Consider the following 25,909-nt stretch of genomic DNA (forward strand, 5'->3'; position numbering starts at 1 on the left):
TCCGGCGGTATCCGGCCCGCCCGGTGATCGCGAGATGATGCTAGGCAGCTCCGCTTCGTCATGGAAAATTCATTTATTCGAGCTTTCCATTCCGAAATGGAATGCCGCCTGGCAGGGGCTGCGCATGCACAGGATCAAGATCCGCCATCTCGAGACGCTGATGGTGTTCATGAAGACCGGATCGGTCACCGAATCCGCGGAGATCCTGGGCACGACCCAGCCGAACGCCAGCAAATCCCTGAAGCAGCTGGAGGACTCGATCGGTATCGCGCTATTCCAGCGCAGCGGCGGCCGGCTGCAGCCGACGCCGGAGGCCGAGATCCTGTTCACCCATGCAGCGCGGCTGATGGAGGAGCTGACCTTCTTCGAGACCCTGTCGGCCGACCTGGCGCGGCTGAAGAGCGGCTTCGTCCAGATCGCGACGCTGGCGACCTTCGGCGTGGCCCTGCTGCCGCTGGTGGTCGAAGCCTTCAACGCCCGTCATCCGGACGTCTTCGTCCAGATCGACATCCTCGATTCCGACAAGATCCATTCCTTCGTCAGCCGCGGGAACTACGATCTCGGCCTCGTCCACCATCCGAGCCAGGAGATGGATCTGATGGCCCAGACGCTGCGCACCGGCTCGATGGTCTGCATCATGCCGGCGGCGCATCCGCTGGCGCGACGGGCGGGGATCAGCGCGGCCGATCTGGCCGGCATGCCGCTGATCACCTATCCGAAGACGCTTCCCTTCGGCGCCGTCATCGCCAAGACGCTGGCGGATGAGGGTGTGCAGATCCGCAACCCGCTTTCGGCCAACCACAGCCATGTGGTGCGCAAGCTGGTCGAGCGCGGCCGCGGCCTCGCCCTGGTCGACGAGTTCTCGGTCTGGGATGCGGCCGGGGCCCCCGGCCTCGCGGTCAGGCCCTTCACACCCCGGATTCCGGTCTCGATCGGCCTTATCGTACCGAAGAGGCGCCCGCTTTCGCTGGCCGCGCAGGCGTTCCTCGCGGCGCTTCGGGAGGCGTTGTCGGCGCCTCCGCTGTAGCGGGCTAGCTCGCCGTGAAGTAGGACGCCCGCCGGAGCCGCGTCTGCACGTAGACATGCTCGTGGTGGGTGCCGGGCGCGTAGGACCGGTCGGCCTCGGCCACCGGCACGGCGATGTTGCGCTCGCTGGGATGGCGCGCGACGAAGTCCTCGTCGATGTCGCAGCCGAGGCCCGGCGCGTCGGGCACGGCGATGGAGCCGTCCTCCTGCACCGGATGCGGCACCACGGTCCTCGCCCGGCCCGGCCAGTCGTCGTCGAGGCGCTCCAGGATCAGGGCGTTCGGGATCGCGGCCAGGAGATGCAGCGCCGCATATTCGGCGACGGGGCCGAGCGAGCCGGAATGCGGCGCCATCATGATGTGGTGCGCCTCCGCCATGGCGGCGATCTTCTTCATCTGCGTCAGGCCGCCCGCCCGCCCCGTGTCCGGCTGGATCACGTCGACCAGCTCGCGCTCGATCAGCTCGCGCTCGCCGAAGATGGTCGCCATGCGCTCGCCTGCCGCCAGCGGCACATGGGCCGCGTCGCGGATGCGTTTGTAGCCGTCGAGATTGTCCGGCGCGATCGGATCCTCGATCCAGAGGAGGCTGTAGGGCTCCAGCGCCCGCGCCACCCGCGCCGCGTCAGCGGGCGTCAGCCAGGGCGGCCCGTGCAGGTCGATGGCGATGTCGACCTCGTCGCCCACCGCCTCGCGCAGCATCGCGACCTTGCGCACCGGATCGGCGACGCCGCCGCATTTGATGGTCCTGATGCCGCGTCCCTTCACGGCCACCGCCATCTCGGCCGTGTTCGCGTGGGAGTAGATCGGGATCCGGTCGCGCATCTTGCCGCCGAGCAGGTTCCACACCGGCACGCCGAGCGCCTTGCCCTTGATGTCCCAGAGCGCGACGTCGATGCCGGTCATCGCTCCGGCGCCGACCGTACCGAGCAGCCCGTGCCCCATCATCGCGATCTGCATCTTCTGCCACAGGCGCTCGATATGCGTCGGATCCTCGCCGATCAGGATGCTCTTCAGGTCCTGCACCGCGGTCTCGATCACGCGGGGCCAGCCGGAGCATTCGCCGATGCCGACGATGCCGGCGTCGGTATAGACCTTCACGAATAGCCAGTTGCGGAAGCCGGGGAGCTTGCCCTGCGCCGCCGCGTCGTCGAAACGGCCGTCCGTCGCCCATTTGGCCGGATCCGGCGGGCCGGCCTGCATCAGGAAGGTGCGGATGTCCGTAATCTTCATTGCGCGAGGCTCCGTTCGGCCGGCTCAGTGTAACGGATGCGGTTGTGAATGCTGCGGCGGCGCGGGTCGGGCCGCGGCACGGCGGAGATCAGGGCCCGGGTGTAGTCGTGGCGCGGCGCCTCGCACACCTCCTCGGCGTCGCCGATCTCGACCAGCCGCCCCCGGTACATCACGCCGACGCGGTCGCACATGTAGCGGATGACGCTGATGTCGTGGCTGATGAAGATGTAGGCGAGGCCGAGCTGGTCCTGCAGCCTGAGCAGCAGGTCGAGAACCTGGAAGCGCAGCGAGACGTCGAGCGCCGAGGTCGCCTCGTCGGCGACGACGACGCGGGGGTTGAGCGCGATCGCCCGGGCGATGCCGATGCGCTGGCGCTGGCCGCCGGAGAAGGCGTGCGGATAGCGCTCCCGCCAGGCGGGATCGAGGCCGACCTGGCGCATCAGCCCCGCGACGCGCTCATCGAGGTCCTTCCCCTTGGCGATGCCGTTGACCAGCAAGGGTTCGCCGATGATCTGCGACACCGTCATGCGCGGATTGAGGGAGGAGACCGGGTCCTGGAAGATCATCCGGATCTCGCGCCGGCAGGCCGAGAGCGTCGGCTTGTCGGCCTTGGCCAGATCGACGACGGAGCCGTCGCCGCGGCGGTAGCGGATGGCACCCCCGGTCGGGTCGTGGATGCGCAGCAGGCAGCGCCCCATGGTCGTCTTGCCCGAGCCGGACTCGCCGACGATGCCGAGCGTCTCCCCCGCCCGGACGGCGAGCGAGACGTCCTCGACGGCTTTGACCGCGGCGCTGCCGGTGCCGAAATGCATTTTCAGCCCCTCGACCTCGACGACCGGCGGGCGGTCGGCCGGAAGTTCGGGACGCTTCAGGCGGATCTCGGCCTTGTCCTCGAGCTTCAAGACCGAGCCGATCAGCATCTTGGTGTAGGGGTCCTCCGGCGCGTGGAAGATGCGGTCGGCCGGGCCGCGCTCCATCACCTTGCCCTGGTACATGACAAGGACATCGTCGGCGATCTCGGCGACCACGCCCATGTCGTGGGTGATGAACATGACGCCCATGCCGTACTCGGCCTGCAGCCGCTTGATCAGGTCGAGGATCTCGGCCTGGGTGGTGACGTCCAGCGCTGTGGTCGGCTCGTCGGCGATGAGGAGGAGCGGGTTGCAGGACAGCGCCATGGCGATCATGGCGCGCTGGCGCATGCCGCCCGAAAACTCGAACGTGTAGCGGTCGATCGCCTGCTCCGGGCGGGGAATCTCGACCTGCCGCAGCAACTCGATCGCCCGGGCGCGGGCCGCGGCCCTGCCCATGCCGAGATGCAGGCGCAGCACCTCCGTGATCTGGTCGCCGACCGTGTGGATCGGCGACAGCGACGACATCGGCTCCTGGAAGATCATCGCGATCTCGCGGCCGCGCACCCGGCGGATCGCCCGGCCGCGCGGATGCAGCCTGGCCAGATCGACGCTGGTGCCGTCGGGGCGGTTGAGCACCATCTCGCCCGAGACGATGCGGCCCGGCGCGTCGACGATCTGCAGGATCGAGCGCGCTGTGACGCTCTTGCCCGAGCCGCTCTCGCCGACGACGCAGAGCGTCTTGCCGCGTTCGACCGTGAAGGAGACGCCGTCGACCGCCTTGACCAGGCCGGTCCGCGTCGGAAACTGGGTCACCAGATCGCGCACCGACAGGACGGGCTTCGGGCGGCCGGGGAACGGCACGGGGGCGGCCGGGGATGTCGACATCGGGGCCTCCGCCGTCACTTGTTGTAGGGGTCGGCCGCGTCGCGCAGGCCGTCGCCGAGAAGGTTGAGCGCCATCACCGCCAGGACGACGAAGGCGCCGGGCGCGAACAGCCAGGGCGCGGTCGCGATCGAGCGGATGTTCTGCGCTTCGCGCAGCAGCACGCCCCAGGAGATGGTCGGCGGCTGCAGCCCAAGCCCGAGGAAGGACAGCGCCGTCTCCGCCAGGATCATGGCCGGGATCGCCAGCGTGACCGAGGCGATGATGTGGCTGAGGAAGCTCGGCATCATGTGCCGGAAGATCACCCGCCCCTCGCTGCAGCCGTCGAGGCGGGCTGCGGTGACGAACTCCTCGGTCCTGAGCGACAGGAACCGGCCGCGGACGACGCGGGCGAGCTGCGCCCAGCCGGTCAGCGAGAGGATCACCGTGATCATGAAGTACTGGGTGATCGCCGGCCAGTCCTGCGGCAGCGCCGCGGCCATTGCGAGCCAGATCGGGATCGTCGGCAGGGCCAGGACGAATTCGATCACGCGCTGGATGACGAAGTCCGGCTTGCCGCCGTAATAGCCGGAGATGCCGCCGAGGACGATGCCGATGACAAGCGACAGGAACACGCCGACGAGCCCGACCGACAGCGACACCTGGGCGCCCTGCATGATCCGGCTCCAGACGCAGCGGCCGAGCCGGTCGGTGCCGAACAGGAACAGCGGCTGCTTCGGATCGGCCGAGGCGAGGAGGTGCAGGTCGGTGGTGAACAGGCCGAGGACCGAATATTCGTAGCCGCGCCCGAATAGCGAGACCGCGACCTTGCGCGTCGGGTCCTCCTTGTAGACGGCGGCGAGCGTCTCGGGGTCGCGCGTCAGCTTATGGGGGTGGAAGTAGAGGCCGATATCCAGGCTGCCGTCCTCGGTGCGGTCGAACAGATGGATCGCCTGCGGCGGGTGGAAGGCGGCTCGGGCGTTCTGCCGGCTAGGGTCGTTGACGGCGAAGAACCCGGGCACCGCCGCGATCAGGTAGAGGATCACGACGATCACCAGCGAGGCCATGGCCAGCCGGTGGCGGCGGAAGGCCCACCAGATCAGCTGCCATTGCGAGGCGACGGCGAGCTGGCCGGCGGGCGCGACAGTCGCGATGTCGGTCATGGAACCCCTCCGGCTATTCGAGGCGGATGCGCGGATCGACGAGCGCGAGCAGGATGTCGCTGATCAGCGACCCGATCAGCGTCAGCGCGCAGATCAGCAGCACGAAGGCGCCGGCGAGATACATGTCCTGCGCCATCAGCGACTGCAGCAGGAGGGGCGCCGCCGTCGGCAGGTTGAGCACGATCGCGACCACGATCGAGCCGGAAACGAGGTTGGGCAGCAGCCAGGTGAGCGTGGAGATGAACGGGTTGAGGGCCACACGCACCGGGTACTTCATCAAGAGGCGGAACTCGGACAGGCCCTTGGCGCGCGCCGTGGTGACATAGGGCTTGTGGATCTCGTCCAGCATGTTCGCCCGCATCACCCGGATCAGGCTCGCCGTGCCGGAGACGGCGAGGATCAGGACCGGGATCCAGAGGTGCCGCAGCAGGTCGAGCATCTTGGCGATGCTCCAGGGCGCCTTTTCGTATTCCGGCGAGAACAGCCCGCTGACGTCCTGCCCGAACTCGATGGCGGCGATATACATCAGCACCAGCGCCAGCAGGAAGGACGGGATGGCGAGCCCGGCGAAGCTGATGGTGGTGACGATGTAGTCGCCGATCGAGTATTTGCGGACCGCGGAATACACCCCGATCGGCAGCGCGATCGCCCAGGTCGCGATCAGTGTGGCGAGGGTGAGCACCAGGGTCAGCGCCATCCGCTCCCAGATCAGGTCGCTGACCGGCTGCTGCCATTCGAAGGACAGGCCGAAATCACCGCGGGTGACGATGCCGCCGATCCACTTCGCGTACTGAACCAGCATCGGATCGTTCAGGCCGAAGCGCTCGCGCAACGCGGCGGCTGCGTTCTGATCGACGATCTCGTTGGAGGCGGCGAGCGTCGCGACATAGCTGGTCACGAAGTCGCCGGGCGGCAGCTGGATCAGGACGAAGGCGAGGAAGCTGACCGCGAACAGCGCGGGCACCATCCACAGCAGGCGCTTGGCGATGAATCGGAGCATCCGGGGCTCTCCTCAGATCGGGCGCTGAGCGGCGGAGGAAGACCGGCGAACTGACGCGTCAGCTCGAGAAGAAGAACTGCTGCGGCATGGCCGGGCCGGGATTCGGCCAGGTCCAGGAATCCGGTTCCTTTTCCGGTGCGTTGACGAGGCTGTTCTTGACCACGCCGAAGGTGTTGGCGGCGAGACAGACGCCGACCGTCTCGAAGGCCTCGGCGGTCAGGTCGAAGAGCTGCTTCATGATCGCGCCGCGCTTGTCCAGATCCGCGCTGCCGCGCGCCTCGTCGAACAGCTTCATGCGCTGCTTCTGGCTGTCCGGCGGTTCCTCGCCCGACTGGCCGTTCGAGACGTACCACAGCGTCCAGGGAACGGCGTAGCGCGAGCCCTGCGGATGCTGGGCGAAGAAGTCGCGCGGGTCGAACATCGGGTCGAGGCCGCCCGGGCCCGGCCACACGGCGGCGTCATGGTCGTTGCTGTCGCCGCGCGTGTAGTAGAGGGCGCGCTCGATGGTGTTGACCTTGATGTCGATGCCGATCGCGGCCCAGTGCCGCTTCACCAGTTCCAGCACGTCGACCAGGTCGGGATTCAGGGTCGGGATGACGTCGACGGCGAAGAAGATCTTGCTGCCGTCGGGGTGCAGGCGGAAGCCGTCGCCGCCGGTCTTGTCATAGCCGAGCTTGTCGAGGATGGCGCCCGCCTGATCCGGATCGAACTCGGTGAACTGCCGGGCCAACTTCTCGTGATACCAGGGATGGCTCGGCCGAGGTCCGGTCTGGTAGGGCTCCGACTGGCCGAAATAGACGAGCTCGATGATCTCCTGCCGGTCGATGCCGAGGGACAGCGCCTGGCGGACCTCCTTCCGGCCGAAGAAGGCCCGCATCTTCGGGTCCTTGTGGCACATGTTCAGGTAGATCTGGCACTGCTGCGCCGAGGAGGGCTCGAGTTCGATCAGCCGATATCCGCCCTTCTCCCGGTTCTGCGACAGCGTCGGCTTGTTCTGGAGCTGGCTGATGTGCCGTTCCTGGATGTCGAGCTTGCCGGAGATAGCGTCGAGCAGCAGCGATTCGACATCCTGCGAGATGCCGAAATAGATCTCGTCGATATAGGGCAGCTGGTTGCCCTCGGTGTCGACCTGCCAGAAATAGGGGTTGCGCTTCATCACCACGCGGGTGGCGCCGCCGACATAGGGCTCGGCGATGACCCAGGGGTCGAGGGTCGGCTTCTCGGGATTGCCCCAGCGCGCCGGAATCTCGATGTCGCCGCATTTCGCCCGGAACAGGTCGGTCCAGTTCGACAGCTTGGCCTGCTTCACCAGCTCGTCGACCTTGTCGTTGTATTTGGGATGGAACTGGCTGGCGTAGTGCTTGGCGAACAGCGTCGGGTGCTGCCCCAGCGGGGTCGCCAGCGTCTCGAGATAGGTCGCGTAGGGTGCGGCGAAGGTGAACTTGACCGTCGCGTCGTCGACCTTGGTGACGACGACCGGCTTGCCGGCGATCGAGAGCTGTGAGGGGACCGAGCCGTAAAGCTCGGCGTTCTTGGCGCAGTCCTCGACCGAGAAGACGATGTCGTCCGCGGTGAAGGGATGGCCGTCCGACCATTTCGTCCCTTTGCGGAGATGGAAGACGAATTCGGTCGCGTCGGCGTTGATCTCCCAGCTTTCCGCGAGGTTGGGCAGGGCTTTCGTGAATTCGAGATTCCAACGCACCAGGCCCTGGTTACCGACCATGCGCAGGATGCCATTGTGGTCGGACGACCCGCGCAGGCCGCGATGCAGCGTGCCGCCATAGGTCCCGACCTTGGTCAGGGGCTGCACCACCAGCGGATTGGCCGGCAGCCGCTCGGCCAGCGGCGGCAGCTTGCCGTCCTTCACCAGCTGCGCGAGATCGGGAGCCTCTCCCTTCGCGGCCTGCGCATGGGCGAAGCGGGCCGCGAGCGGCACCGCCGCCACCCCGGCGAGACCCTTCAGAACCGTGCGTCGGGCGAACACGTGCGGCGAGGCGCTGAGCTTGTCGTCCATCCTGGACTCCTCCCCTGTGTGCTGCGTCGGACCGGTTCCGCGAGCGCGCCGATCCGCTTCCTTTGTCGTTCCGGTCTTATTACAAATATTGACAAATAACAACAGGAATGGCCTTGTTCCGGATGTTTTCTGTCGTACGGGGATGCGGCAGCGCAAACAGCGAGAAGAACCGGGCATCCGAGCCGGCGACGGATGAATGCGGCATGCGGGCCAGGTGGGGCTCCGCGGTCATCGATCCTGACAACTTGCCGGTGCGGAGGAGACGGGCATGAGTGGCACGGAGGGCGACGCTGCGATCGGCCTTCTGCCGCGGGACACCGGGTCGCCGGCCCGCCTGAGCGAGGTCGTCTATGACGGCATCGTGTCCCTGATCGCGCATGGCGATTTCGCCCTCAACAGCAGGCTGCCGTCGGAAGCGGAGCTGTCGGCGCGCTTCGGTGCCTCGCGGCCCGTGGTGCGCGAGGCGCTCGGGCGGCTGCGGCAGGATGGCCTCATCGTCTCGCGCCAGGGTTCGGGCTCCTATGTCCGGCAGCAGCCGGATGTGGCGGTGCTGCGCTTCGCCCAGGTCCGCTCGCTGGCCGATGTGCAGCGCTGCTTCGAGTTCCGCGCCGGCCTCGAATCCGTCGCGGCGGCCCTCGCCGCCGAGCGCTGGGAAGCGAACGATCTCAAGGAGATCGAGGACGCGCTCGAAGCGCTCGAGGCCTGTCTCGGCAATGGTGAGCTGGGGGCCGACGAGGACAGGCGCTTCCACGAGGCGGTCGCCCGGGCGACGCGCAACCCGTACCACATCGCCGTGCAGTGCTCGCTGGCCCCGCACATCGCCGTCGGCATGAACATCACCCGGCATCTGAGCCGGATGCGGACGCCGGAGCGGATCCGGGCGGTGCAGGACGAGCACGTCGCGATCGTCGAGGCGATCCGCCGGCGCGATGCCGGGGCCGCGGCCGAGGCCATGCGCCGGCACATCCTCAATGCCCGGCAGCGGATGTTCGAAGGAGTGTGAGAATCTTGATATCGTCCATCCCGTCCGGCGCCGAAGGCGCTGTGCCCTCCTCCGCCAAGTCGATCGTGCTCACCGGCGGCTCGGGCAATGTCGGCCGGGTGCTGCGCCGGGCGCTGGCCGGCCGCATCGCAGCGGTGCGCATCATCGACATCGCCGATCCCGGCCCGCTGGCGGAGCACGAGCGCTGGACGCCGGCCGACATCACCGATCTCGCGGCGCTCACCGCCGCCGTCGAGGGCGCCGACGCCATCGTCCATTTCGCCGGCTATCCGAACGAGCGGGCGGTCGAGGATATCCTGCGGGTGAACGTGCTCGGCACCCACAATGTCTACGAGGCGGCACGGCGCACCGGCATCGGCCGCGTCGTGCTGGCGTCGAGCAACCACGTGACCGGCTTCTATCCGCGCGATGCCCGCGTCGGCGTCGAGGACCAGATGCGCCCCGACGGGCTCTACGGGCTCAGCAAGTGCTGGGGCGAGCTCGAGGCCGGCGTGTTCTTCGAGAAGGCCGGCATCCGCACCCTCGCGATCCGCATCGGCAATGCCGGCGAGCGGCCGGTCGACGCTCGCGGCCTCGCCATTTGGATCAGCCCGCGCGACCTCGCCCAGCTCGTCCTCATCGGTCTCGAACATCCCGACATCGACTGCACCGCCGTCTACGGCGCCTCGGCCAACGACGCGGCCTGGTGGGACAACTCGGTCGCGACCGCGCTGGGTTACCGACCGCAGGACCGCACCACCGATTTCGCAGCGCCCGAAGCCCACCAGCCCAGGCCCGTGCCCCTGCCGCAGGTGACCGACCATTTCCAGGGCGGCGGGTTCTGCGCCCTGGGCCATGACGGCGTCGTTCGCCGCCGCCGATTGTGGCGAGCCAAGGCATGACCTCGCGCGAAGCGGGGCGACGCGTCTGAGATCCCTGGCGAGCCGTCGCCGACGGGGGACGAGAACTGCGCGCCCTGACGCTATGATCGGCCAGCCTATGCCGCATGCAGCGCCTTCGTCAGCACGACAAAAGAAGGCGACGACAGGGCTCCTCAAATCAAATCGTCTATTTCAATGGAAATTATAGTATTGTTTTGATTTAATTTAATTCAATAGAAATATAGAAGATCTGAGATTTTCTCTATTCACCTTCCGGACGAATCAAATATTAAGAGAAGGAACCAGCCGGAACATGCTTGCCTTGACATTCCCTGCCACCTCGCGGTCAGGACGGTCGGGCGGCGCTTCATCTCGGGAGGCTTTATGTCTACTGCCACCGGTCGAGTCAGGCTACGATGATGCGGTTCGGTGCAGGAAAATGGCATATCGGATGGTGCGCGGCCCTGGTCCTTTCGGGCGTGCTGGCCATCGAATGCGCGGCCCCGGCGCTGGCGCAGATATCCGGGACGCTGCCCCTCCCTCCGGGCGAGGTCGTGTCCGGCCCCGTCTACCGCAGGGATGGTTCTGCCATTTCCTCCGTCACGACCGGAGCCGATGCCAACGCCTATATCTTCAGCACCCCGCCGACCGAATCCTTCGTGAACTCGGCCCCGGCGGCGGTGGTGCGGACCACGGCCGAGACGCAGTATGTCCGCGTCTACACCGAAGGCACCACCCGGGCGGTCGGCGGCTTCATCGCCGGCTCCGACGTCGTGCGCCGGCTGACGGCCGCGGAGATCAAGGACCGGCTCGCCCTGCCCTATCTGCCGGATTCCCTGACCATCGTCCGCGTGCCGGCGGGGACCTGCATCCTGACCGGAACCGGCGCCCCCATTCTGGGTAATTTCCCCGCCAATCCGCCGTCGATCCCGGTCGGCGGCCCCTGGGGCAGCGGCGGCACGGCGCAGTCCCTGCTGATCGGGCGGTCCGACGATCCGAACTGCGCCAATCCGCAGTTCCTGCCGGCCGACGCCTATGCCAACCGGCAGTTGATCGGCGCCAAGGCCCTGGCCTATGGGCCGCGGGCGGGCGGCGGCAATGCCGGTGCGATCGCCGAGGCCCTCGACCGCGCCACGCCGCCGCAGCTCTTCGGCGACATGGACCACGTCTACAACAGCCTCGATCTGCTGAATTACGGCGACCAGGGCCCGCTGCGGTCGGCGCTGCAGCAGCTGAGCGGCGAGGTCTACGCGGATCTGCCATCGGTCGAGATCGCCGGCGCGCAGACGTTCCTGAACGTGCTGCGGCAGCAGATGCGCCAATCCCGAAACAGCGGCGCCGTGCCGGCAGGCGGGATCGCCGCGGCAGGGCCCGGCGAGCCTGGCGCGCCGAACGCCTGGGTCGCCGGCCTGGGCAGCTTCGGCCGGTTGTCGGGCGACGGCGACAGGCACGATGTCGATTTCGACATCGTCGGCGTCGCCGCGGGCTTCGAGCATCGCTTGGACGATGCCCTCGCCGCCGGCGGAGCGCTGGCCTTCTCGACCAGCGGCTTCAACACCCGGAAGCTTTCGGGTGACGGCGATCTCAGCACCGTCTCCCTCGGCCTCTACGCCAGCTATTCGCCCGATGCTTGGTATGTGGATGGCGCGCTGGGCTACGCCCATGGCTGGGGGTCGGTGAGCCGGACGATCTCCTTCCCCGGCATCGACCGCTTCGCTGCCGCCGACGCGGACTCGAACCTGTTCCTGTTCGGTATCGAGGCGGGCTATCGCCTGTCGCTGGGCGACAGCACCGATCTCACGCCTTTCGCGGCGTTTCAGGCCATCGTCGTCGGGCAGGACGAGATCACGGAGAGCGGGGCCGGCGCCGTCAATCTCGAGATCGACGGCCGGACCGTCACCTCGGCCCAGGGCATGCTGGGCGCGGAGCTGGCCCATCGCCTCGACATCGGCCTGGCGGCGCCGCTCGGCCTGTCACTGCGGGCGGCGTGGAGCCACGATGTCGCCGATACGGAGCGTTCCTTCGACGGGCGCTTCGAGGGCTCGGACGCGGCGTTCACCGTGACGGGCGCCCGTGCGCCGCGCGACCTCGCCGTGATCGGCATCGGCGCCACCCTCACGGCGGAAGCGGTGAGCCTGTTCCTGCGTTACGACGGCAGCTTTGCCGACGACTATCGCAGCCAGACCGCCACCGGCGGGTTGCGCGTCAGCTTCTGATCAGCTGGCCCGGCGCAGCGCCGCCACCTGGCGGGCGATGCGCACGAAATCGAGCACCACCGGCGAGGTCTCGCCGGCCGGCCAGGCGATGGCGAGTTCCACCGCTTCGGGCAGCTCGTCGAGCGGCTGGTAGGCCAGCTCCGGCAGCGGCATGTGGGACACCCAGGAGGGCACGATGCTGAGGCCGACCCCGGCGGCGGCGAGGGTGACGATCGAGAGGGTGTGAGAGGCGTCCTGCACCACCATCGGCCGCACCCCGGCCCGGCGGAACGCCTCCAGCACCAGGTTGCTGTAGCTGGCGCCGAGGATCGGCGCATAGCCGATGAAAGGCTGGCCGGAGAAGTCGCGCAGCGAGAGGTCGGGCTTGGCCGCGAGCGGATGCGCCTTCGGCAGCACCGCCACGAAGCCCTCGCTCGACAGCCGCTCCATCTGCATGAAGCCGGCCGCCGTGGTCGGCCGGATGAAGGCGACGTTGATGCCGCCGGCCTCCAGCGTCTTCAACTGCTCGGCCGTGGTGAAGGGCACGACGTCCACCGTGACCGCGGGATAGGTCTCGCGGAACGCCCGGATGATGGCAGGCAGGAACTGCGACAGCGCCAGATGCACGCCGCCGACGACGAGATGGCCGACATGCTCGCCCGAGATCGCCCGGGTGTGGGAGATGGCGCGGTCGAGGCCGCTCAGCACGTCGCGGGCGTGGCGCAGCAGGATCTCGCCGGCCGCGGTCAGCTTGACCCGCCGCGTCGTGCGGTCGAACAGGCGGACGCCGAGCCGCTCCTCGAGTTGCCGGATCTGCTGGCTGAGCGGCGCCTGCGCCATGCCGAGGCGGTCGGCGGCGCGGCCGAAGTGCAGCTCCTCCGCCAGGCAGGCGAAGTAGCTCAGATGCCGCAGCTCGATGCCCCTATTCATACATGTGACATATAAATGGGCTTGTAATTTTGTGATAGATCCCACGGGATCGCTGTGGTCCGCTCATTCCGTCGGCACCCCGGATCGGACCCTTTCTTGCGATCGCGGGCGTCCCCCGAGACAGGCCCTGCCCGCCCCGATGACGGAGAAGGCTGCTGCATGGTGCGCTTCTGGTCGGTGAAAGCTGCGCGGACCCTCCTGACGCTCTGGTTCGTCGTGACCTTCGCCTTCATCGTGCTGCGGGTCTCGGGCGACCCGGTGCAGTCGCTGCTCGGCCCGGATGCCACCGTCGAGGAGATCGCGCAGTTCCGGGAGGCCTGGGGCCTCGACCGGCCGCTGCCCGAGCAGTATCTGCGCTATGTCGTGCAGATGGCGTCGGGCGAGTTCGGCACCTCCTACCGCGACGGCCGGTCGGTGACCGAGATCATCGCCGAGCGCGTGCCCTGGACCCTGCTGCTCGGCCTCTCCGCCTACGCCGTCGCCATCCTGGTCGGCGTCCCGGCCGGCATCGTCGCGGCGCTGCGCCGCGGCTCCGCCCTCGACCGGCTGGTCATGGGCTTCGCCGTCTTCGGCTTCGCCCTGCCGAACTTCTTCCTCGGCATCCTCCTGATCCTGCTGTTCTCCCTGACCCTGCAATGGCTGCCGAGCTCGGGGACGGGGACGATCCTGCACCTGCTGATGCCGGCCGCGACCCTCGGGGTCTACACCGCCGGCACGCTGGCGCGCTTCACCCGCTCGGCGATGCTGGAGGTGCTGGCCAAGCCCTATATGCGCGCCGCGGCGGCTAAGGGCGCGCCGCCCCTTACCCGGATCCTGCGCCATGCCCTGCCCAACGCCGCCATCCCGATCGTCACCATCATCGGGCTCAATCTCGGCGCGCTAGTGGGCGGCGCGGTGGTGGTGGAGACGGTGTTCGCCTGGCCGGGGATCGGCCGCCTCCTGGTCACCGCCGTGACCGCGCGCGACCTCGCCGTGGTGCAGGCGCTGGTGCTGCTGGTCGCCGCCACCATGGTCGCGGCCAATCTCGCGGTCGACCTGCTGTACGGGCTGCTCGACCCGCGCATCCGCGCGGCGCGCTGAGGGCCGGACGATGCGGCGCTTCCCCTGGCTCCTCGCAGCCGCCGCCATCGTCCTGGCGGCGGCGCTGCTGGCCGCCCTGTTCGGCGGCTGGCTGACGCCCTATGGCGTCACCCAGCAGAACCTGCTCGCCCGGCTGAAGCCGCCGGCGTTCCTGGGCGGCGACCCGCGCTACCTGCTCGGCACCGACCGCCTCGGCCGCGACATGGTGGCCCGGCTGGTCGGCGGGCTGCAGATGTCGCTGTCGGTCGCCGTCGCCGGCACGCTGATCGGCGCCGTGGTCGGCAGCGCCCTCGGCTTCATCGCCGCGCATTTCCGCGGCTGGGTCGAGGAGGCGCTGATGACGCTGGTCGACGTCCAGGCCTCCCTGCCCTTCATCCTGATTGCGCTGACCCTACTGGCCTTCTTCGGCAACAGCCTGACGCTGTTCGTCATCCTGATGGGGCTGCATGGCTGGGAGGCCTATGCCCGGCTGGCGCGGGGCGTCGTCCTGTCCGCCGCCAGCCAGCCCTATGCCAAGGCGGTGGTGGCGCTGGGCGCGGCGCCGATGCGCCTCTACCTGCGGCACATCCTGCCGAATGTGGCCAGCGCGCTGATCGTGCAGATCACGCTCAACTTCCCGCAGATCATCCTGCTCGAGACCTCGCTGAGCTTCCTCGGCCTCGGCATCCAGCCGCCGCTGACCAGCCTCGGCCAGATCCTCGGCGACGGCCGCGAATACCTGTCCAGCGCCTGGTGGATCGCGGTCTGGCCCGGCCTCGTGATCTTCGCCGTCACCCTGTCGATGAGCATCGTCGGCGACTGGCTGCGCGACCGGCTCGACCCCATGCTGCGCGGCCGGACCGCCTGATAACCGCAAGAAAACGAACGATGGAGGCTTCGATGTTCACAAGACGCGATCTCGGCAAGCTGGCGCTCGGCGCGGGCGCCGTCTCGCTGGTGGCGCCGCTGCGGCACGGGCGGGCGGCGGACCGGCCGGTGCTGACCATCGCGGTCGACAACCTGTGGCAGACGATGTCGCCGATCAACGGCTTCAGCACAACCTCGAACCGGATCTTCCCGAACTTCTACGACGGGCTGATCGAGCGCGACTACATCTCCGACCCGAACGGCCTGGCGCTGAAACCCAAGCTGGCGACGAAGTGGGAGCAGAACGGCACGGTCTGGACCATCGAGCTGCGCCAGGGCGTGACGTTCCACGACGGCACGGAGATGACGGCCGAGGACGTCGCCTTCACCCTCGGCGCCGACCGGCTGTGGGGCCCGAAGCCGTTCGAGCCGCGCGGCAGGACCTTCACCGCCGGCTTCAAGCGGGTCGAGGCCACCGGCCCGCACACGGTCGAGATCGAAACCGAGACGCCCGATCCCAACGTCCCGGGCAAGCTGACCGGCAATATCGGCCTGGTGGTGCCGAAGAAATACTATCTCGAGGTCGGCGTCGACCGCTTCGGCCAGGCGCCGATCGGCACCGGCCCCTACAAGGTCACCACCTTCCGCTCCGGCGAGGTGATGGTGCTCGACGCCTTCGACGGCTATTGGGGCGATCCGCCGCCGGTGCGGCAGCTGGTGTGGAAGATCGTGCCGGAATTCGCGGCGCGCCTGGCCGGGCTGGTGTCGAAGGAGTTCGACTTCATCGTCAACATCCCGACCGACCAGGAGCCGACGCTGCAGGGCTATTCCGACGTCAAGCTGATCCGGCGCCAGGTCGAGAACTACCCGGCCTTCGCCTTCAACACCCTGCCCGACCCGCCGGACAACCCGCTGGTCGACCCGAAGCTGCGCTACGCCATGGTCCAGGGCGTCAACATGGACGAGATCGTCTCGGCCCTGTTCGGCGACGCCACCTTCCACCCGGCGGTGCCGTTCAACTTCCCGGAATACGGCAAGTTCTACGACCCGAACCTGAAGCCGAAGCTGCCCTATGACCCCGACCGGGCGAAGGCCCTGGTGAAGGAGACCAGCTACGACGGCCAGAAGCTGCGCTGGCACATCACCCGCCAGTTCTATCCGAACTACGAGGCCGCGGCCGAGATCATGGTCGAGCAGTGGCGCGAGATCGGCGTCAATGTCGAGGCCGTGGTGCTGGACAATTTCGAATTGGTCTACCGCCGCCCCTACCACCTGATGAACATGTCGATGAGCTCGGACTTCATCCCGGGCGATCCCTACCAGCCGTTGTGGCTGGACTGGGGTCCAACCTCGACCCGCGCGACCGCAAGCTGGAAGTCCTGGACGCCGACGGAGAAGTTCGTCGAACTCGGCCGTGCCTTCGAGAAGGAGACCGACTTCGAGAAGCGCAAGGCGGCCTATCTGGCGCTGTCGGAGGAGTGGCAGCGGGTCACCCCGGGCTTCTATCTGTGGAAGAGCGTCTACAACTGGGCGCATCGCGCCGACATCCAGTGGACGCCGATCGCCGACAGCGACATGCGCCTGTATGGCGACTACCTCAAGCTGGGCTGAGACGACGCCGATGCCGCTGCGCAAGTACGCCCTGAAGGACATGACCTTCGTCGAGTTCCGCGAGCGTCTGGCCGAGCGCCCGGTCGTCCTGCTGCCCTTCGGCAGCCAGGAGGAGCAGGGCCCGCATGCTCCGATGGGCGACTACATGCTGACCGAGCGGCTGTCGGTGCTGGCGGCGGAGGCGGCGGACGCGATCGCCGCCCCCACCGTCCCCTTCGGCTATGCCGATTTCTTCCGCACCGTGCCGGGCGGCATCCAGCTGCGCGCCGAGACCTTCTCGGCGGTGCTGGAGGACACGGTGACCGCCTTCCTCGACCACGGCGTCGAGCATCTGGTGGTGTTCAACGGCCACAGCTCGAACGCGCCGCTGATCGACCAGACGCTGCGCCGTGTGCGGCGCGAACGTGGCGTGGCGGTGGCGGCGCTGAACATCTGGCGCCTGATCCCGCCGGAGCTGTGGCGCGAGTTGCACGGCGACGCCGCTAGCCGGGCCCGCGGCCATGGCGGCGACCCGCTGACCTCGGTCTATCTGCACCTGTTCCCCGAGCTGATGCGGCCCGACCTGATCCGCCCAGCGACGCCCTCCCGCGCCTTCGGCCTGCCGACCGACGGCGTCGCCGCCGTCAGCTTCGAGGGGCTGCCGGTGCAGGTGCCGCTCGACGTCACCGAGGTCAATCCGGACGGCATGCTGGGCGGCGACCCGACCCTGGCCGACCCCGCGATCGGCGCCCGGATCGTCGAGCACATCACCGGCTTCACCGCGCGCTTCGTCGCCCATTTCCGCCGCTGCGACCCGCGCCGGGTCGAGGTGGCGCCGGCATGACACCCCTTCTCGCCATCGAGGATCTGCGCGTGCCGCTGCCGCCGGCGGCGCAGCGGCCGGATGCCGTCTCCGGCCTGTCGCTGGCGCTCGGCCGCGGCGAGATCCTCTGCGTCGTCGGCGAATCCGGCTCCGGCAAGTCGATGACCGCCCTGGCGGTGATGGGGCTGCTGCCGGCCAACCTGCCGGCGCCGAGCGGACGCGTGCTGTTCGAGGGCCGCGACCTGCTGGCCCTCGGCGAGCGCGAGCGGCGCGACGTCGCCGGCCGCCGCATCGCCATGATCTTCCAGGAGCCGAGCGCCGCCCTGAACCCGATCTACCGCGTCGGCGACCAGGTGGCCGAGGTCTTCCGGCTGCACACGAAGCTGTCGGCCGCGGAGATCCGTGAGCGCGTGCTGGCGCTGTTCCGCGAGGTGCGGCTGCCCGACCCGGAGCAGCTGTACCACAGCTATCCGCACCAGCTGTCCGGCGGGCAATGCCAACGGGTGATGATCGCGACGGCTCTGGCGCTGGACCCCGCCATCCTGATCGCCGACGAGCCGACCACCGCGCTCGACGTCACCACCCAGGCGCAGATCCTGCGGCTGATGCTGGATCTGCGGCAGCGGCACGGCACCGGCATCCTGTTCATCACCCATGATTTCGGCGTGGTTGCCGAGATCGCGGACCGGGTCGCGGTGATGCAGAACGGAAGGCTGGTCGAGGAAGGCCCGCGCGACCAGGTGCTGCGCCGGCCGCAGGAGCCCTACACCCGCGACCTGCTGGCCGCGGTACCGATGCTGGAGCCGCGGCGCGCCCGGCCGGGGCTGGGCCCGGTCGCCCTCTCGGCCAAAGGCATCGCCAAGACCTTTCGCAAGGCCGGGCTGTTCGGCGGCGGCCGCAGCGTCAAGGCGGTGGACGGGGTCGATGTCGAGATCCGCCGCGGCGAGACCCTGGGGCTGGTCGGCGAATCCGGCTCCGGCAAATCCACCCTAGCGCAATGCGTCATCCGGCTGATCGAGCCCGAGCGCGGCGACATCGTGCTGGCCGCCGGCTCCTTCTCCGCCCTCAAGGGCAAGGCGCTGCGGGCGGCGCGCCGGCGGGTGCAGATCGTGTTCCAGGATCCCTACAGCGCGCTCGATCCGCGGCAGAGCGTCGGCGCCGCCATCGCCGAGGGGCCGATCATCCATGGCGTCGACAAGACGGAGGCGCGGGAACGGGCGCTGCGGCTGCTGCAGGCCGTCGGTCTCGACGCCGAGGCGGCCGGCCGGTTCCCGCACGAATTCTCCGGCGGCCAGCGTCAGCGCATCTGCATCGCCCGGGCGCTGGCGATCGAGCCGGACCTGCTGATCGCCGACGAATCCGTCTCGGCGCTCGACGTCTCGGTCCAGGCGCAGATCCTCGACCTTCTCGCCGAAATTCAGCAGCGGCTCGGCTTCGCCATGCTGTTCATCACCCATGATTTGCGCGTGGCCAGCCGGATCTGCGACCGGATCGCCGTGATGCGCCAGGGCCGCATCGTCGAGGAGGGCGAGCCCGCCGCCCTCTTCGGCGCCCCGCGCGAGGCCTATACGCGCGAGCTGCTGTCGGCCGTGCCTGGACGCGATTGGGGCCGCGACGCTGCCGGGCCGGAAGGAACAAGGCTGCATGAGAAAGTATGAGATCGGTGCCGTGCCGCCGCAGATCGCCCCGGCCCTGGCCGAGAAGCTGGCCCGGGTCGAGATCGCCACGATCGGTCATTTCCGCCATCGCGGCTTCGTGCACCGCGGCATCGCGCCGCTGCAGCCGGTTCGGGGAACCCTGGTCGGCACCGCGGTGACGCTCGCCATCCCCGGCACGGATTCGACCCTGCTGCACCATGCCATCGGCCTGCTGCGGCCGGGCGACGTGCTGGTGATCGACCGGCTCGGCGACGACCGCCACGCCTGCCTCGGCGGCGGCGTCGCCCGGGCGGCGCAGCGGGCCGGCGCGGTGGCGGTCGTGCTCGACGGCCCCTGCACCGATCCCGAGGAGATCCGCGAGGCCGGGCTGCCGGTCTGGTGCCGCGGCGCCTCCGCCATCACCACCCGGCTGAACGACCTGGGCGGGGCTCTGAACCTGCCGATCGCCTGCGGCAACGTCCCGGTGCTGCCGGGCGACGCCGTCCTGGCCGACGCCACCGGCGTGCTGGTCCTGCCGCCCGGCGAGGCCGAGGCGGCGGCCGATGAGGCGATCGCCCGCGAGGCCCGCATCGCCGAACGCCAGGCCCGCGCCCAAGCCGGGCAGAAGCTGGGCGACATCTCCGGTGCCAGCCGCCTGGTCGCCGCCGATCAGGAGGCTGACCATGGCTGATCCCCGCTTCGCCGCCGCCCGGGTCGAGCGCTGGCAGATGCGCAAGCCGGCCGCCGCCGGGCCACACGGCGTCGTCACGTCCCAGCACTACGCCGCCGCCGAGGCCGGCGCCGCGGTGCTGGAGGCCGGCGGCAACGCCGTCGACGCGGCGGTGACCGGCGCCTTGGTGCTGCAGACGGTCGAGCCCTGGATGAGCGGCCTTGGCGCCTGCGGCTATCTGATGGTGGCGGAGCCGGACGGGAGGGTCGAGGTGGTGGAGTTCACCGGCCGCGCGCCGCAGCGCTTCGACCCCGAGGCCTATCGGCCGGCCCCAGAGGGATCCGTCACCTTCCTCGGCATGCCGGCCTCGGCCGGCCAGGCCAATGTACGCGGCTATACCGCAGCGGTGGTGCCCGGCTGCATCCGCGGCCTGGCCGAAGCGCTGCGGCGCTTCGGCACGATCGGCTTCGACCGGGCGCTGGCCCCGGCGATCGAACGGGCCCGCAAGGGCATGACCGTCGACTGGCATGCCACGCTCGCCATCGCCATGGCCGAATCCGATCTGCGGCGCGACGTCGGCGCCCGCGCCGTGCTGATGCCCGGCGACGCGGTGCCGGAGCCGGAGACCGTGCTGCCGCTGCCGCGGCTCGCCGAAACGCTGCAACGGCTGGCCGATGCCGGGCCGGAGGATTTCTACACCGGCCGGATCGCCGAGCGTCTGGCCGAGGACCTGCGCCGCGGCGGCAGCTTCATCACCGCGGAGGATCTGGCCGCCTACCGGCCGAGCGTCTATTCGGCATCCGCCGCCGAGATCGCCGGCCGGCGCGTCCATGTCGCCGGCGAGACCAGCGGCGGCCGCCGGCTGCACGATGCGCTCCGCCATTTCGACGCGCAGCGCGGCGCCGGTCCGCTCGATCCCGGCTTCTACACGGCGATGACGGCGTCGCTCCGCGACGCCTTCGCCGCCCATCGCGGGCGGCTGACCCCGGCCGAGCTGAGCACGACCTCCAGCACCACCCAGCTCAACGCCGCCGACCGCGACGGAAGGATGGTGGCGCTGACCTTTACCCTCTTGAACCGCTTCGGCGCCCGGGTGCTGTCGCCCGCGACCGGCGTGCTGCTGAACAACGGCATGGCCTGGTTCGACCCGCGGCCGGGCCGGGCCAACAGCCTGCGGCCGGGCGCCCTCGGTCCGAACAACATGTGCCCGGTGGCGATCACCGATGCGGACGGCCCCTTCGCCGTGCTCGGCGCCTCCGGCGGCAACCAGATCGTGCCGGCGCTGGCCCAGGTTTCGGCGATGCTGCTGCATGCCGGGATGAGCGTCGAGGACGCGCTGAACGCGCCGCGGATCAATGCCGGGCCGACCGCCGGGATTACCGTCGATATCGATCTGCCGGAGGATTGCGTCGCCGCGCTGGAACCGCTGGGCCCGATCCGCCCGGCCCAGCGGGCGGTCTATCCTCGCCCCTTCGCCTCGCCCTCGGCCATCGCCCGGAAGGGCGGCGGCTTCACCGGCATGGCCGACACCACCTACCCAGCCTCCCAGGCCACCGCCGCGACCCGCTGACCGATCCACGATGACCCAGCCCGCCCGCATCGACGCCGTCGAGATCGACGGCGTCCTCACCGTCGTCCCGCCGCGCGGCACGCCGAGCCCGATGGTCTTCGACAGCCCGCATAGCGGGCTGATGCTGCCGGAAGACTTCCGTCCGGCGGTGCCGCCCGAGCTGGTGCACATCGCCGCCGACACCCATGTCGACGCGCTGTTCGACTTCGCCCCCGATCTCGGCGCGCCCTTTCTGGTCGCGCATTTCCCGCGCAGCTTCCTCGACGTGAATCGTTCGCTGCTCGACGTGGATCTGGAGCTGGTCGAGGGCGGCTGGCCGCATCCGGTGCGCGACAGCGCCTCGGCCCGGCGCGGCATGGGACTGATCTGGCGTTACGCCTGGGGCGACGAGCCGATGTACGACCGGCGCCCGACCGTGGCCGAGGTCGAGGCCCGGATCGAGCGCTACTGGCGGCCCTATCACGACCGGCTGCGCGGCCTGCTCGACGCGGTGCACGGCGCCTTCGGCCGAGTCTACCATGTCAACTGCCATTCCATGCCGGCCTTCGGCCATGCGCTGTCGCCCGACCCGGCCGGCACGGCGCGGCCCGACTTCGTGCTCGGCGACTATGACGGGGCCAGCTGCGAGCCCGGCTTCGTGCAGCTCGCTGCCGAGACGCTGCGCGGCCTCGGCTATTCGGTCTCGCTCAACGTGCCGTTCCGCGGCGCCGAGCTGATCTCGGCCTATTCCGATCCGGTGCGCGGCCGCCACAGCCTGCAGATCGAGATCAACCGCCGGCTCTATATGGACGAGGACAGCCGCGAGCGCACCGCCGGCTTCGCGGCGCTGCGCGGTCATCTGGAGGCGCTGGGTCGGGTGCTGCGCGACTACGCGGCAAACCGGCCCTAGCAGTGCGCGCCGCGGCCAGCGGCGCGTCGATGGCCGGAAGGTTTTCATCACGGCTCAAAAGCGAGCTGCGGGGTTGCGGCGAGCAGCTATAGCTTGGGGCCGAGATGAATGCCCATCAGGGCCTCTGCGATCTCGCGGCGCCCCTGCATGAGCTTTCGGAACACCCGCGGCGCAAAATCCTTGGCGGTGAACCGCGGACAATCCTTCGTTCGGACGCGCCGGCCGAGCCAGGCCGCAGCCCCCGCGAACCGCAAGGGCATGGCCAAACGGGGGTGACGGATCTGGGCCATCCTTCGCCAGTGCTGAACCTTCGGCACTAGAGTCCGGCACAGAGCGTCAGGGATCGGCACCTCGAACAACTCGCGCAAGGCCAGCAGCTGTGTCCGGAATGCATTCTGCTGCAGCCGACCCGGCAAAAGCCGGGAAAGGTGGAACCAGTCGATGCTCTGCGGCGTCTGCGCAAGTTTTGCGAGGTCATGGAGATGGCGCAGATCGATGGTGCCACGCCAATAATCCCCGTCCTTGATCAAGTCGTGCACGATCAGGTTCAGCGCCCGGAGGGTGGGCGACGGCAGCCGCGCTTGCGCGGCGTCTCGCAGGACGGCCGAGAAATGCGCTGCGTCCATGAGCGATGAACCATACAGACCGCTGACGGTCCCGGCACTGTGCAGCTCGAGCATTCCGGCGTCCTGTGGCCGCCAGACGCCATGCTCCCCCTCCGCCGTGCGGTAGCCCAGCCCGGCGAGCACGGTGTCCGCGACAGGCTTCTCCGCTTCCTGCACCAGCAGATCCAGATCGCTCATCATCCGGGCACCGAGAGTCCGCTCGGAGGCGGAGAAGATGATTCCCGCCCCCTTCAACAGGATCGGCTGAATGCCTGATCGGTTCAGGGCGGCGACCGCCTCGACCAGCTGACCCCGCAGCAGGAGATTGCGTTGGCGGTTGCGGTCATGAATGAAGGCGAGATAGTCGCGCGCATCGGCAGGCAATGCCGAAAGCCCGCCGCAACCGTCGAGGGCGACGAACAGAGCCGGCGTCATCCAGCACTGGCTGGCGACCTCGATCACCGAAAACCAGTCGGCGTCGACCGGAGGCGTTTCGCGCAGAGCGAGGATCAGCGTTTCCGGAGGCGTCCTGCTCATGGACATGTCTGCCGCAATTCGTGGACCGCGTCGTCGAGATCCGCATAGCTGAGGACAAGGCATTCCGCGCCGGCCATCGCCTCGGCCAGCAGGCCGAATGCGGGTGCGGAAAGCCGCCGTCCGGGTGCCGTCGCCTCCGCCAGAATGGCCCGTATCGCCTCGATCCGGTCCAGATGCGTCAGCGCGGCCGGCCCGTGGGATCGCCGGCGAAGCAGCACCACCCATCCCAGGCGCAGCGGTTCGGTGACCGGCGGAGCCGCGGGCGGCAGGTAGCGCACATATTGATCGTCGGACCGGCGAAAGATCCGCAGATCTTCCAGATCCGGCCTGATTCCGGACACCAGAGGCCAGGCGCCCGATTTGACCGACGCGGCGAACGGCACGCCCATCACCCGGCCGGTCGGCGTCAGGAGGGCAATGTCGTCACCGGCGTAGCCGAAGCCGCGATGGGCCAGCGCCACTGCCAGCGTCGTCTTCCCCGCGCCCGGCTCGCCGCACAGGAGCAGCATCCGCCGACGGCACGCCAGCGACGCCGCATGGATCGCGATCGAATAGTCGGCATGGGCGAGGACGTCGTCCGTCAGCTGCGCCTTCAGGGCCGGCAGGATTCCATCCAGGTCGGAGATGCCGATCTCCCTTCCGCCCGCCCGGAGCCGAAACCGGTCTCCCGCTGCCTCGGTCGAGAGCGACAGGCTGACGACCGAGCGGCCATTTGTGTCCGAACCTCCGGCGTGCAGATGGGCAAAGGCCGGGGCTGCGAGCCGGGCGAGCGCGTCGCTTGCATGGTGGATCTCGATCAACAACCCCGCGATGCGGATGAGCTGCCGCCGGTCAGTCGACCGTGACGCGATTGGCCCGGCGGCCTCGCCGCCGGCCGGGATGACGAGGCCGAGCCGGCGCCATTCGGACAGGATCTCCCGCACATAACTGCCGGCAGCCCCGGGCGGGACCCCGAGATCCACCAACCCGCCCACAACAGCTGCCGGTAGATGCCCCTCTCCCAGACGGCACCATATATAGGCCGCCATGTCGTTCAGCTCGTATATTTCCTGTCGCGCTTCGCTGAACACGAGCTTGCGCCCGTCCATGACGGCAAAGCCAGTTCCTTCCGCGGTGATAAAATTCGCCGGGATGGCATCGCTTGCGATGGACATCCCGGCGATTTCCTCAGCTGATCGAGCCAATCGGAACGTCCCAAAGAAGACTCAGGAGCCGTTCCAGAAGGCCACCGCCTCGACCCGGCGGAGCCCCGCTGTGGTCCGGTCGGATGCCATTGTGCCAAGCAAATTCGGCCATGGCATCAGCGCCAGCCTCATTTGGGCTTGCCAGGCTTGCCGGGTCTTCCAGGCCTCCCGGGCCGTCCCGGCTTCCCGCCGGACTTCGCGATCGCCTCCGACGACAAGCTGGTCGACAGCAGCATCGTGACTGCCGGCGGCGTGATGACGGCGAAGCGGCCGCATTTGGCAAGGAAGGCGCGTCGATCCGCCGTCGCGTCGGCCGGTCCGAGTTCTTCAGGATAGTTTTCCATGGTCGTCAGGCCCTGTTCATTGTCATTCGGCTTTTGAAGACAAGGCTACGGTCCGGCGATAAACGTTACATGAGGTAAACGCCACGAGATCATTTGATAACAAGACTACGCGCGGGATCAGTTGCCGAACAATTGACACCTTCAGCGATGATCACCAACCGGATCCATATTTTTTGGTGGAATGGCGCACCACCGAAAGACGTAGCGGCGGATCCCTTCATCAGTCGGCGGGATCTTGGCGTCGACGGCGCTGACGTTGCTGCCCGGCTCGGCTGGGTCCGAGCAGAGCTCAGGGAAGGATTGCCGAGGCCATCGCCCGCTACTGCGAAAGGTCAGCTTCAACACACAAAGCATTTGCGCATATCGTATGAAACTGATTTCAGATGCCAAGGATATCTGCCTTCTCCTCGGCAATATGACGAGCCTTTCTCGTTAAATCGGTCCTGAATGACAGTGAATTTCTTCAATCCCTCCGGCTCGTCCTCATGACGACCATTCTCATCATTTGGGCCATCCTCGGCCCATCTATCGGCCTTCTGGCTGGCTGCCTTCTCACCGCCGGCGCGGCTGGTCGGCGGCCGATCGAAGAGACGCACGCCAGCTGGCCGGTGGGCGGATACCACCACCTTGATAGCCGATCCGTCCGCTTCAGGCCTCGGCGCGAGCAGGAGAAGGGCTGATGTGCGGCATTGTCGGCATCGTCGGGACCCGGCCGGTGGCGTCGCGGCTGGTCGAGGCGCTGAAGCGGCTGGAGTATCGCGGCTATGACTCGGCCGGCATCGCCACGCTGGTGGCGGGGCGGATCGAGCGCCGCCGGGCCGAGGGCAAGCTGGTGAACCTGGAACGGCGTCTGGACGAGGCGCCGATCGACGGCACCATCGGCATCGGCCACACCCGCTGGGCGACGCATGGCCGGCCGAGCGAGAGCAACGCCCATCCGCACGCGACCGACCGGGTGGCGATCGTGCACAACGGCATCATCGAGAACTTCCGCGCGCT

Annotated in this window: 20 protein-coding genes and 1 pseudogene; 13 read left to right on the forward strand and 8 right to left on the reverse strand. The window is 68.7% G+C overall.

Translation table 11 applies throughout. The annotated features are described in order from the left end of the window. The first annotated feature begins 124 nt into the window (after nucleotides 1-124). Nucleotides 125-1,027, forward strand: coding sequence for a LysR substrate-binding domain-containing protein (locus KXR53_RS19455; protein ID WP_437376917.1), 903 nt, complete (start codon nucleotides 125-127; stop codon nucleotides 1,025-1,027). Nucleotides 1,028-1,031: 4 nt separating this feature from the next. Here the strand turns inward: KXR53_RS19455 and KXR53_RS19460 are convergent, their stop codons facing one another. The 5 genes from KXR53_RS19460 to KXR53_RS19480 are packed head-to-tail and all read right to left on the reverse strand — an operon-like array spanning nucleotide 1,032 to nucleotide 8,147. Next, complete coding sequence (locus tag KXR53_RS19460; protein ID WP_437376918.1) at nucleotides 1,032-2,255, reverse strand: mandelate racemase/muconate lactonizing enzyme family protein; 1,224 nt, start codon at nucleotides 2,253-2,255, stop codon at nucleotides 1,032-1,034. Beyond that, nucleotides 2,252-3,994, reverse strand: a complete 1,743-nt coding sequence (locus KXR53_RS19465; protein ID WP_437376919.1) for an ABC transporter ATP-binding protein — start codon at nucleotides 3,992-3,994, stop codon at nucleotides 2,252-2,254. Before KXR53_RS19465 ends, KXR53_RS19460 begins: the two co-directional genes overlap by 4 nt. A 14-nt stretch (nucleotides 3,995-4,008) precedes the next feature. Beyond that, entirely contained in the window at nucleotides 4,009-5,133 is a 1,125-nt protein-coding gene (locus KXR53_RS19470) for an ABC transporter permease (RefSeq protein WP_437376920.1), read from the reverse strand. Nucleotides 5,134-5,146: 13 nt separating this feature from the next. After that, nucleotides 5,147-6,133 carry an ABC transporter permease gene (locus tag KXR53_RS19475; RefSeq protein WP_437376921.1) on the reverse strand — a complete coding sequence of 329 codons (987 nt, stop codon included), beginning with the start codon at nucleotides 6,131-6,133 and terminating at the stop codon, nucleotides 5,147-5,149. Between the two features lie 58 nt (nucleotides 6,134-6,191). Further along, entirely contained in the window at nucleotides 6,192-8,147 is a 1,956-nt protein-coding gene (locus KXR53_RS19480; RefSeq protein ID WP_437376922.1) for an ABC transporter substrate-binding protein, read from the reverse strand. A gap of 268 nt (nucleotides 8,148-8,415) precedes the next feature. On the opposite strand from KXR53_RS19480, the gene KXR53_RS19485 reads away from it, so the two are divergent. The 3 genes from KXR53_RS19485 to KXR53_RS19495 all read left to right on the forward strand — a co-directional run bounded on the left by KXR53_RS19485 (nucleotide 8,416) and on the right by KXR53_RS19495 (nucleotide 12,226). After that, the gene (locus tag KXR53_RS19485; protein WP_437376923.1) at nucleotides 8,416-9,150 is read left to right on the forward strand and encodes a FadR/GntR family transcriptional regulator; all 735 of its coding nucleotides are present in this window, start codon (nucleotides 8,416-8,418) and stop codon (nucleotides 9,148-9,150) included. Between the two features lie 5 nt (nucleotides 9,151-9,155). Next, nucleotides 9,156-10,031 (forward strand): NAD-dependent epimerase/dehydratase family protein, encoded by an 876-nt coding sequence (locus KXR53_RS19490; RefSeq protein WP_437376924.1) that lies wholly within the window; start codon nucleotides 9,156-9,158, stop codon nucleotides 10,029-10,031. 533 nt (nucleotides 10,032-10,564) lie between these two features. Continuing rightward, a complete protein-coding gene (locus KXR53_RS19495) occupies nucleotides 10,565-12,226 on the forward strand; it encodes an autotransporter outer membrane beta-barrel domain-containing protein (protein ID WP_437376925.1) in 1,662 nt (553 codons plus the stop codon). Here KXR53_RS19495 and KXR53_RS19500 read toward each other — a convergent pair whose 3' ends face one another. Beyond that, nucleotides 12,227-13,135: a LysR substrate-binding domain-containing protein gene (locus KXR53_RS19500; protein WP_437376926.1), complete on the reverse strand. Its 909-nt coding sequence runs from the start codon at nucleotides 13,133-13,135 to the stop codon at nucleotides 12,227-12,229. It abuts the gene before it with no gap. Nucleotides 13,136-13,294: 159 nt separating this feature from the next. Between KXR53_RS19500 and KXR53_RS19505 the strand changes: the two genes are divergently transcribed. From KXR53_RS19505 to KXR53_RS19540, 8 genes are read left to right on the forward strand one after another with little or no spacing between them, the layout of a single operon-like run. Next, nucleotides 13,295-14,215 carry an ABC transporter permease gene (locus tag KXR53_RS19505; RefSeq protein ID WP_437376927.1) on the forward strand — a complete coding sequence of 307 codons (921 nt, stop codon included), beginning with the start codon at nucleotides 13,295-13,297 and terminating at the stop codon, nucleotides 14,213-14,215. Nucleotides 14,216-14,225: 10 nt separating this feature from the next. After that, nucleotides 14,226-15,062, forward strand: coding sequence for an ABC transporter permease (locus tag KXR53_RS19510; RefSeq protein WP_437376928.1), 837 nt, complete (start codon nucleotides 14,226-14,228; stop codon nucleotides 15,060-15,062). A 32-nt stretch (nucleotides 15,063-15,094) separates the two neighbouring features. Beyond that, on the forward strand, nucleotides 15,095-16,672 hold the full coding sequence (locus KXR53_RS19515) for an ABC transporter substrate-binding protein (protein ID WP_437376929.1): 1,578 nt from the start codon (nucleotides 15,095-15,097) through the stop codon (nucleotides 16,670-16,672). 10 nt (nucleotides 16,673-16,682) lie between these two features. Continuing rightward, complete coding sequence (locus KXR53_RS19520) at nucleotides 16,683-17,495, forward strand: creatininase family protein (protein ID WP_437376930.1); 813 nt, start codon at nucleotides 16,683-16,685, stop codon at nucleotides 17,493-17,495. Then, nucleotides 17,492-19,132 carry an ABC transporter ATP-binding protein gene (locus tag KXR53_RS19525; RefSeq protein WP_437376931.1) on the forward strand — a complete coding sequence of 547 codons (1,641 nt, stop codon included), beginning with the start codon at nucleotides 17,492-17,494 and terminating at the stop codon, nucleotides 19,130-19,132. The genes KXR53_RS19520 and KXR53_RS19525 overlap by 4 nt, the downstream gene beginning before the upstream one ends. Further along, nucleotides 19,119-19,802 carry an RraA family protein gene (locus tag KXR53_RS19530; protein WP_437376932.1) on the forward strand — a complete coding sequence of 228 codons (684 nt, stop codon included), beginning with the start codon at nucleotides 19,119-19,121 and terminating at the stop codon, nucleotides 19,800-19,802. Before KXR53_RS19525 ends, KXR53_RS19530 begins: the two co-directional genes overlap by 14 nt. Continuing rightward, entirely contained in the window at nucleotides 19,795-21,351 is a 1,557-nt protein-coding gene (locus KXR53_RS19535) for a gamma-glutamyltransferase (protein ID WP_437376933.1), read from the forward strand. Before KXR53_RS19530 ends, KXR53_RS19535 begins: the two co-directional genes overlap by 8 nt. A gap of 10 nt (nucleotides 21,352-21,361) precedes the next feature. After that, nucleotides 21,362-22,240 carry an N-formylglutamate amidohydrolase gene (locus KXR53_RS19540; protein ID WP_437376934.1) on the forward strand — a complete coding sequence of 293 codons (879 nt, stop codon included), beginning with the start codon at nucleotides 21,362-21,364 and terminating at the stop codon, nucleotides 22,238-22,240. Between the two features lie 86 nt (nucleotides 22,241-22,326). Here the strand turns inward: KXR53_RS19540 and KXR53_RS19545 are convergent, their stop codons facing one another. Both KXR53_RS19545 and KXR53_RS19550 read right to left on the reverse strand, forming a co-directional pair. Beyond that, nucleotides 22,327-23,382 carry a nucleotidyltransferase family protein gene (locus KXR53_RS19545; RefSeq protein ID WP_437376935.1) on the reverse strand — a complete coding sequence of 352 codons (1,056 nt, stop codon included), beginning with the start codon at nucleotides 23,380-23,382 and terminating at the stop codon, nucleotides 22,327-22,329. Next, nucleotides 23,379-24,536, reverse strand: coding sequence for a hypothetical protein (locus KXR53_RS19550; protein ID WP_437376936.1), 1,158 nt, complete (start codon nucleotides 24,534-24,536; stop codon nucleotides 23,379-23,381). The genes KXR53_RS19545 and KXR53_RS19550 overlap by 4 nt, the downstream gene beginning before the upstream one ends. Before the next feature lie 1,053 nt (nucleotides 24,537-25,589). On the opposite strand from KXR53_RS19550, the pseudogene KXR53_RS19555 reads away from it, so the two are divergent. After that, nucleotides 25,590-25,909: pseudogene (locus KXR53_RS19555) on the forward strand (glutamine--fructose-6-phosphate transaminase (isomerizing)); the annotation flags it as partial.

The organism is Inquilinus limosus (genome assembly GCF_051487185.1).
Taxonomy (GTDB): Bacteria; Pseudomonadota; Alphaproteobacteria; order DSM-16000; family Inquilinaceae; genus Inquilinus; species Inquilinus limosus_F.

Bases quoted from the DNA above. Each gene is read 5' to 3' on its own strand.
- KXR53_RS19505 (WP_437376927.1), top strand. From the start codon at position 13,295: ATGGTGCGCTTCTGGTCGGTGAAAGCTGCGCGGACCCTCCTGACGCTC.
- KXR53_RS19485 (WP_437376923.1), top strand. From the start codon at position 8,416: ATGAGTGGCACGGAGGGCGACGCTGCGATCGGCCTTCTGCCGCGGGAC.
- KXR53_RS19550 (WP_437376936.1), bottom strand. From the start codon at position 24,536: ATGTCCATCGCAAGCGATGCCATCCCGGCGAATTTTATCACCGCGGAA.
- KXR53_RS19455 (WP_437376917.1), top strand. From the start codon at position 125: ATGCACAGGATCAAGATCCGCCATCTCGAGACGCTGATGGTGTTCATG.
- KXR53_RS19515 (WP_437376929.1), top strand. From the start codon at position 15,095: ATGTTCACAAGACGCGATCTCGGCAAGCTGGCGCTCGGCGCGGGCGCC.
- KXR53_RS19510 (WP_437376928.1), top strand. From the start codon at position 14,226: ATGCGGCGCTTCCCCTGGCTCCTCGCAGCCGCCGCCATCGTCCTGGCG.
- KXR53_RS19480 (WP_437376922.1), bottom strand. From the start codon at position 8,147: ATGGACGACAAGCTCAGCGCCTCGCCGCACGTGTTCGCCCGACGCACG.
- KXR53_RS19500 (WP_437376926.1), bottom strand. From the start codon at position 13,135: ATGAATAGGGGCATCGAGCTGCGGCATCTGAGCTACTTCGCCTGCCTG.
- KXR53_RS19525 (WP_437376931.1), top strand. From the start codon at position 17,492: ATGACACCCCTTCTCGCCATCGAGGATCTGCGCGTGCCGCTGCCGCCG.
- KXR53_RS19465 (WP_437376919.1), bottom strand. From the start codon at position 3,994: ATGTCGACATCCCCGGCCGCCCCCGTGCCGTTCCCCGGCCGCCCGAAG.
- KXR53_RS19540 (WP_437376934.1), top strand. From the start codon at position 21,362: ATGACCCAGCCCGCCCGCATCGACGCCGTCGAGATCGACGGCGTCCTC.
- KXR53_RS19530 (WP_437376932.1), top strand. From the start codon at position 19,119: ATGAGAAAGTATGAGATCGGTGCCGTGCCGCCGCAGATCGCCCCGGCC.
- KXR53_RS19520 (WP_437376930.1), top strand. From the start codon at position 16,683: ATGCCGCTGCGCAAGTACGCCCTGAAGGACATGACCTTCGTCGAGTTC.
- KXR53_RS19545 (WP_437376935.1), bottom strand. From the start codon at position 23,382: ATGAGCAGGACGCCTCCGGAAACGCTGATCCTCGCTCTGCGCGAAACG.
- KXR53_RS19475 (WP_437376921.1), bottom strand. From the start codon at position 6,133: ATGCTCCGATTCATCGCCAAGCGCCTGCTGTGGATGGTGCCCGCGCTG.
- KXR53_RS19535 (WP_437376933.1), top strand. From the start codon at position 19,795: ATGGCTGATCCCCGCTTCGCCGCCGCCCGGGTCGAGCGCTGGCAGATG.
- KXR53_RS19470 (WP_437376920.1), bottom strand. From the start codon at position 5,133: ATGACCGACATCGCGACTGTCGCGCCCGCCGGCCAGCTCGCCGTCGCC.
- KXR53_RS19460 (WP_437376918.1), bottom strand. From the start codon at position 2,255: ATGAAGATTACGGACATCCGCACCTTCCTGATGCAGGCCGGCCCGCCG.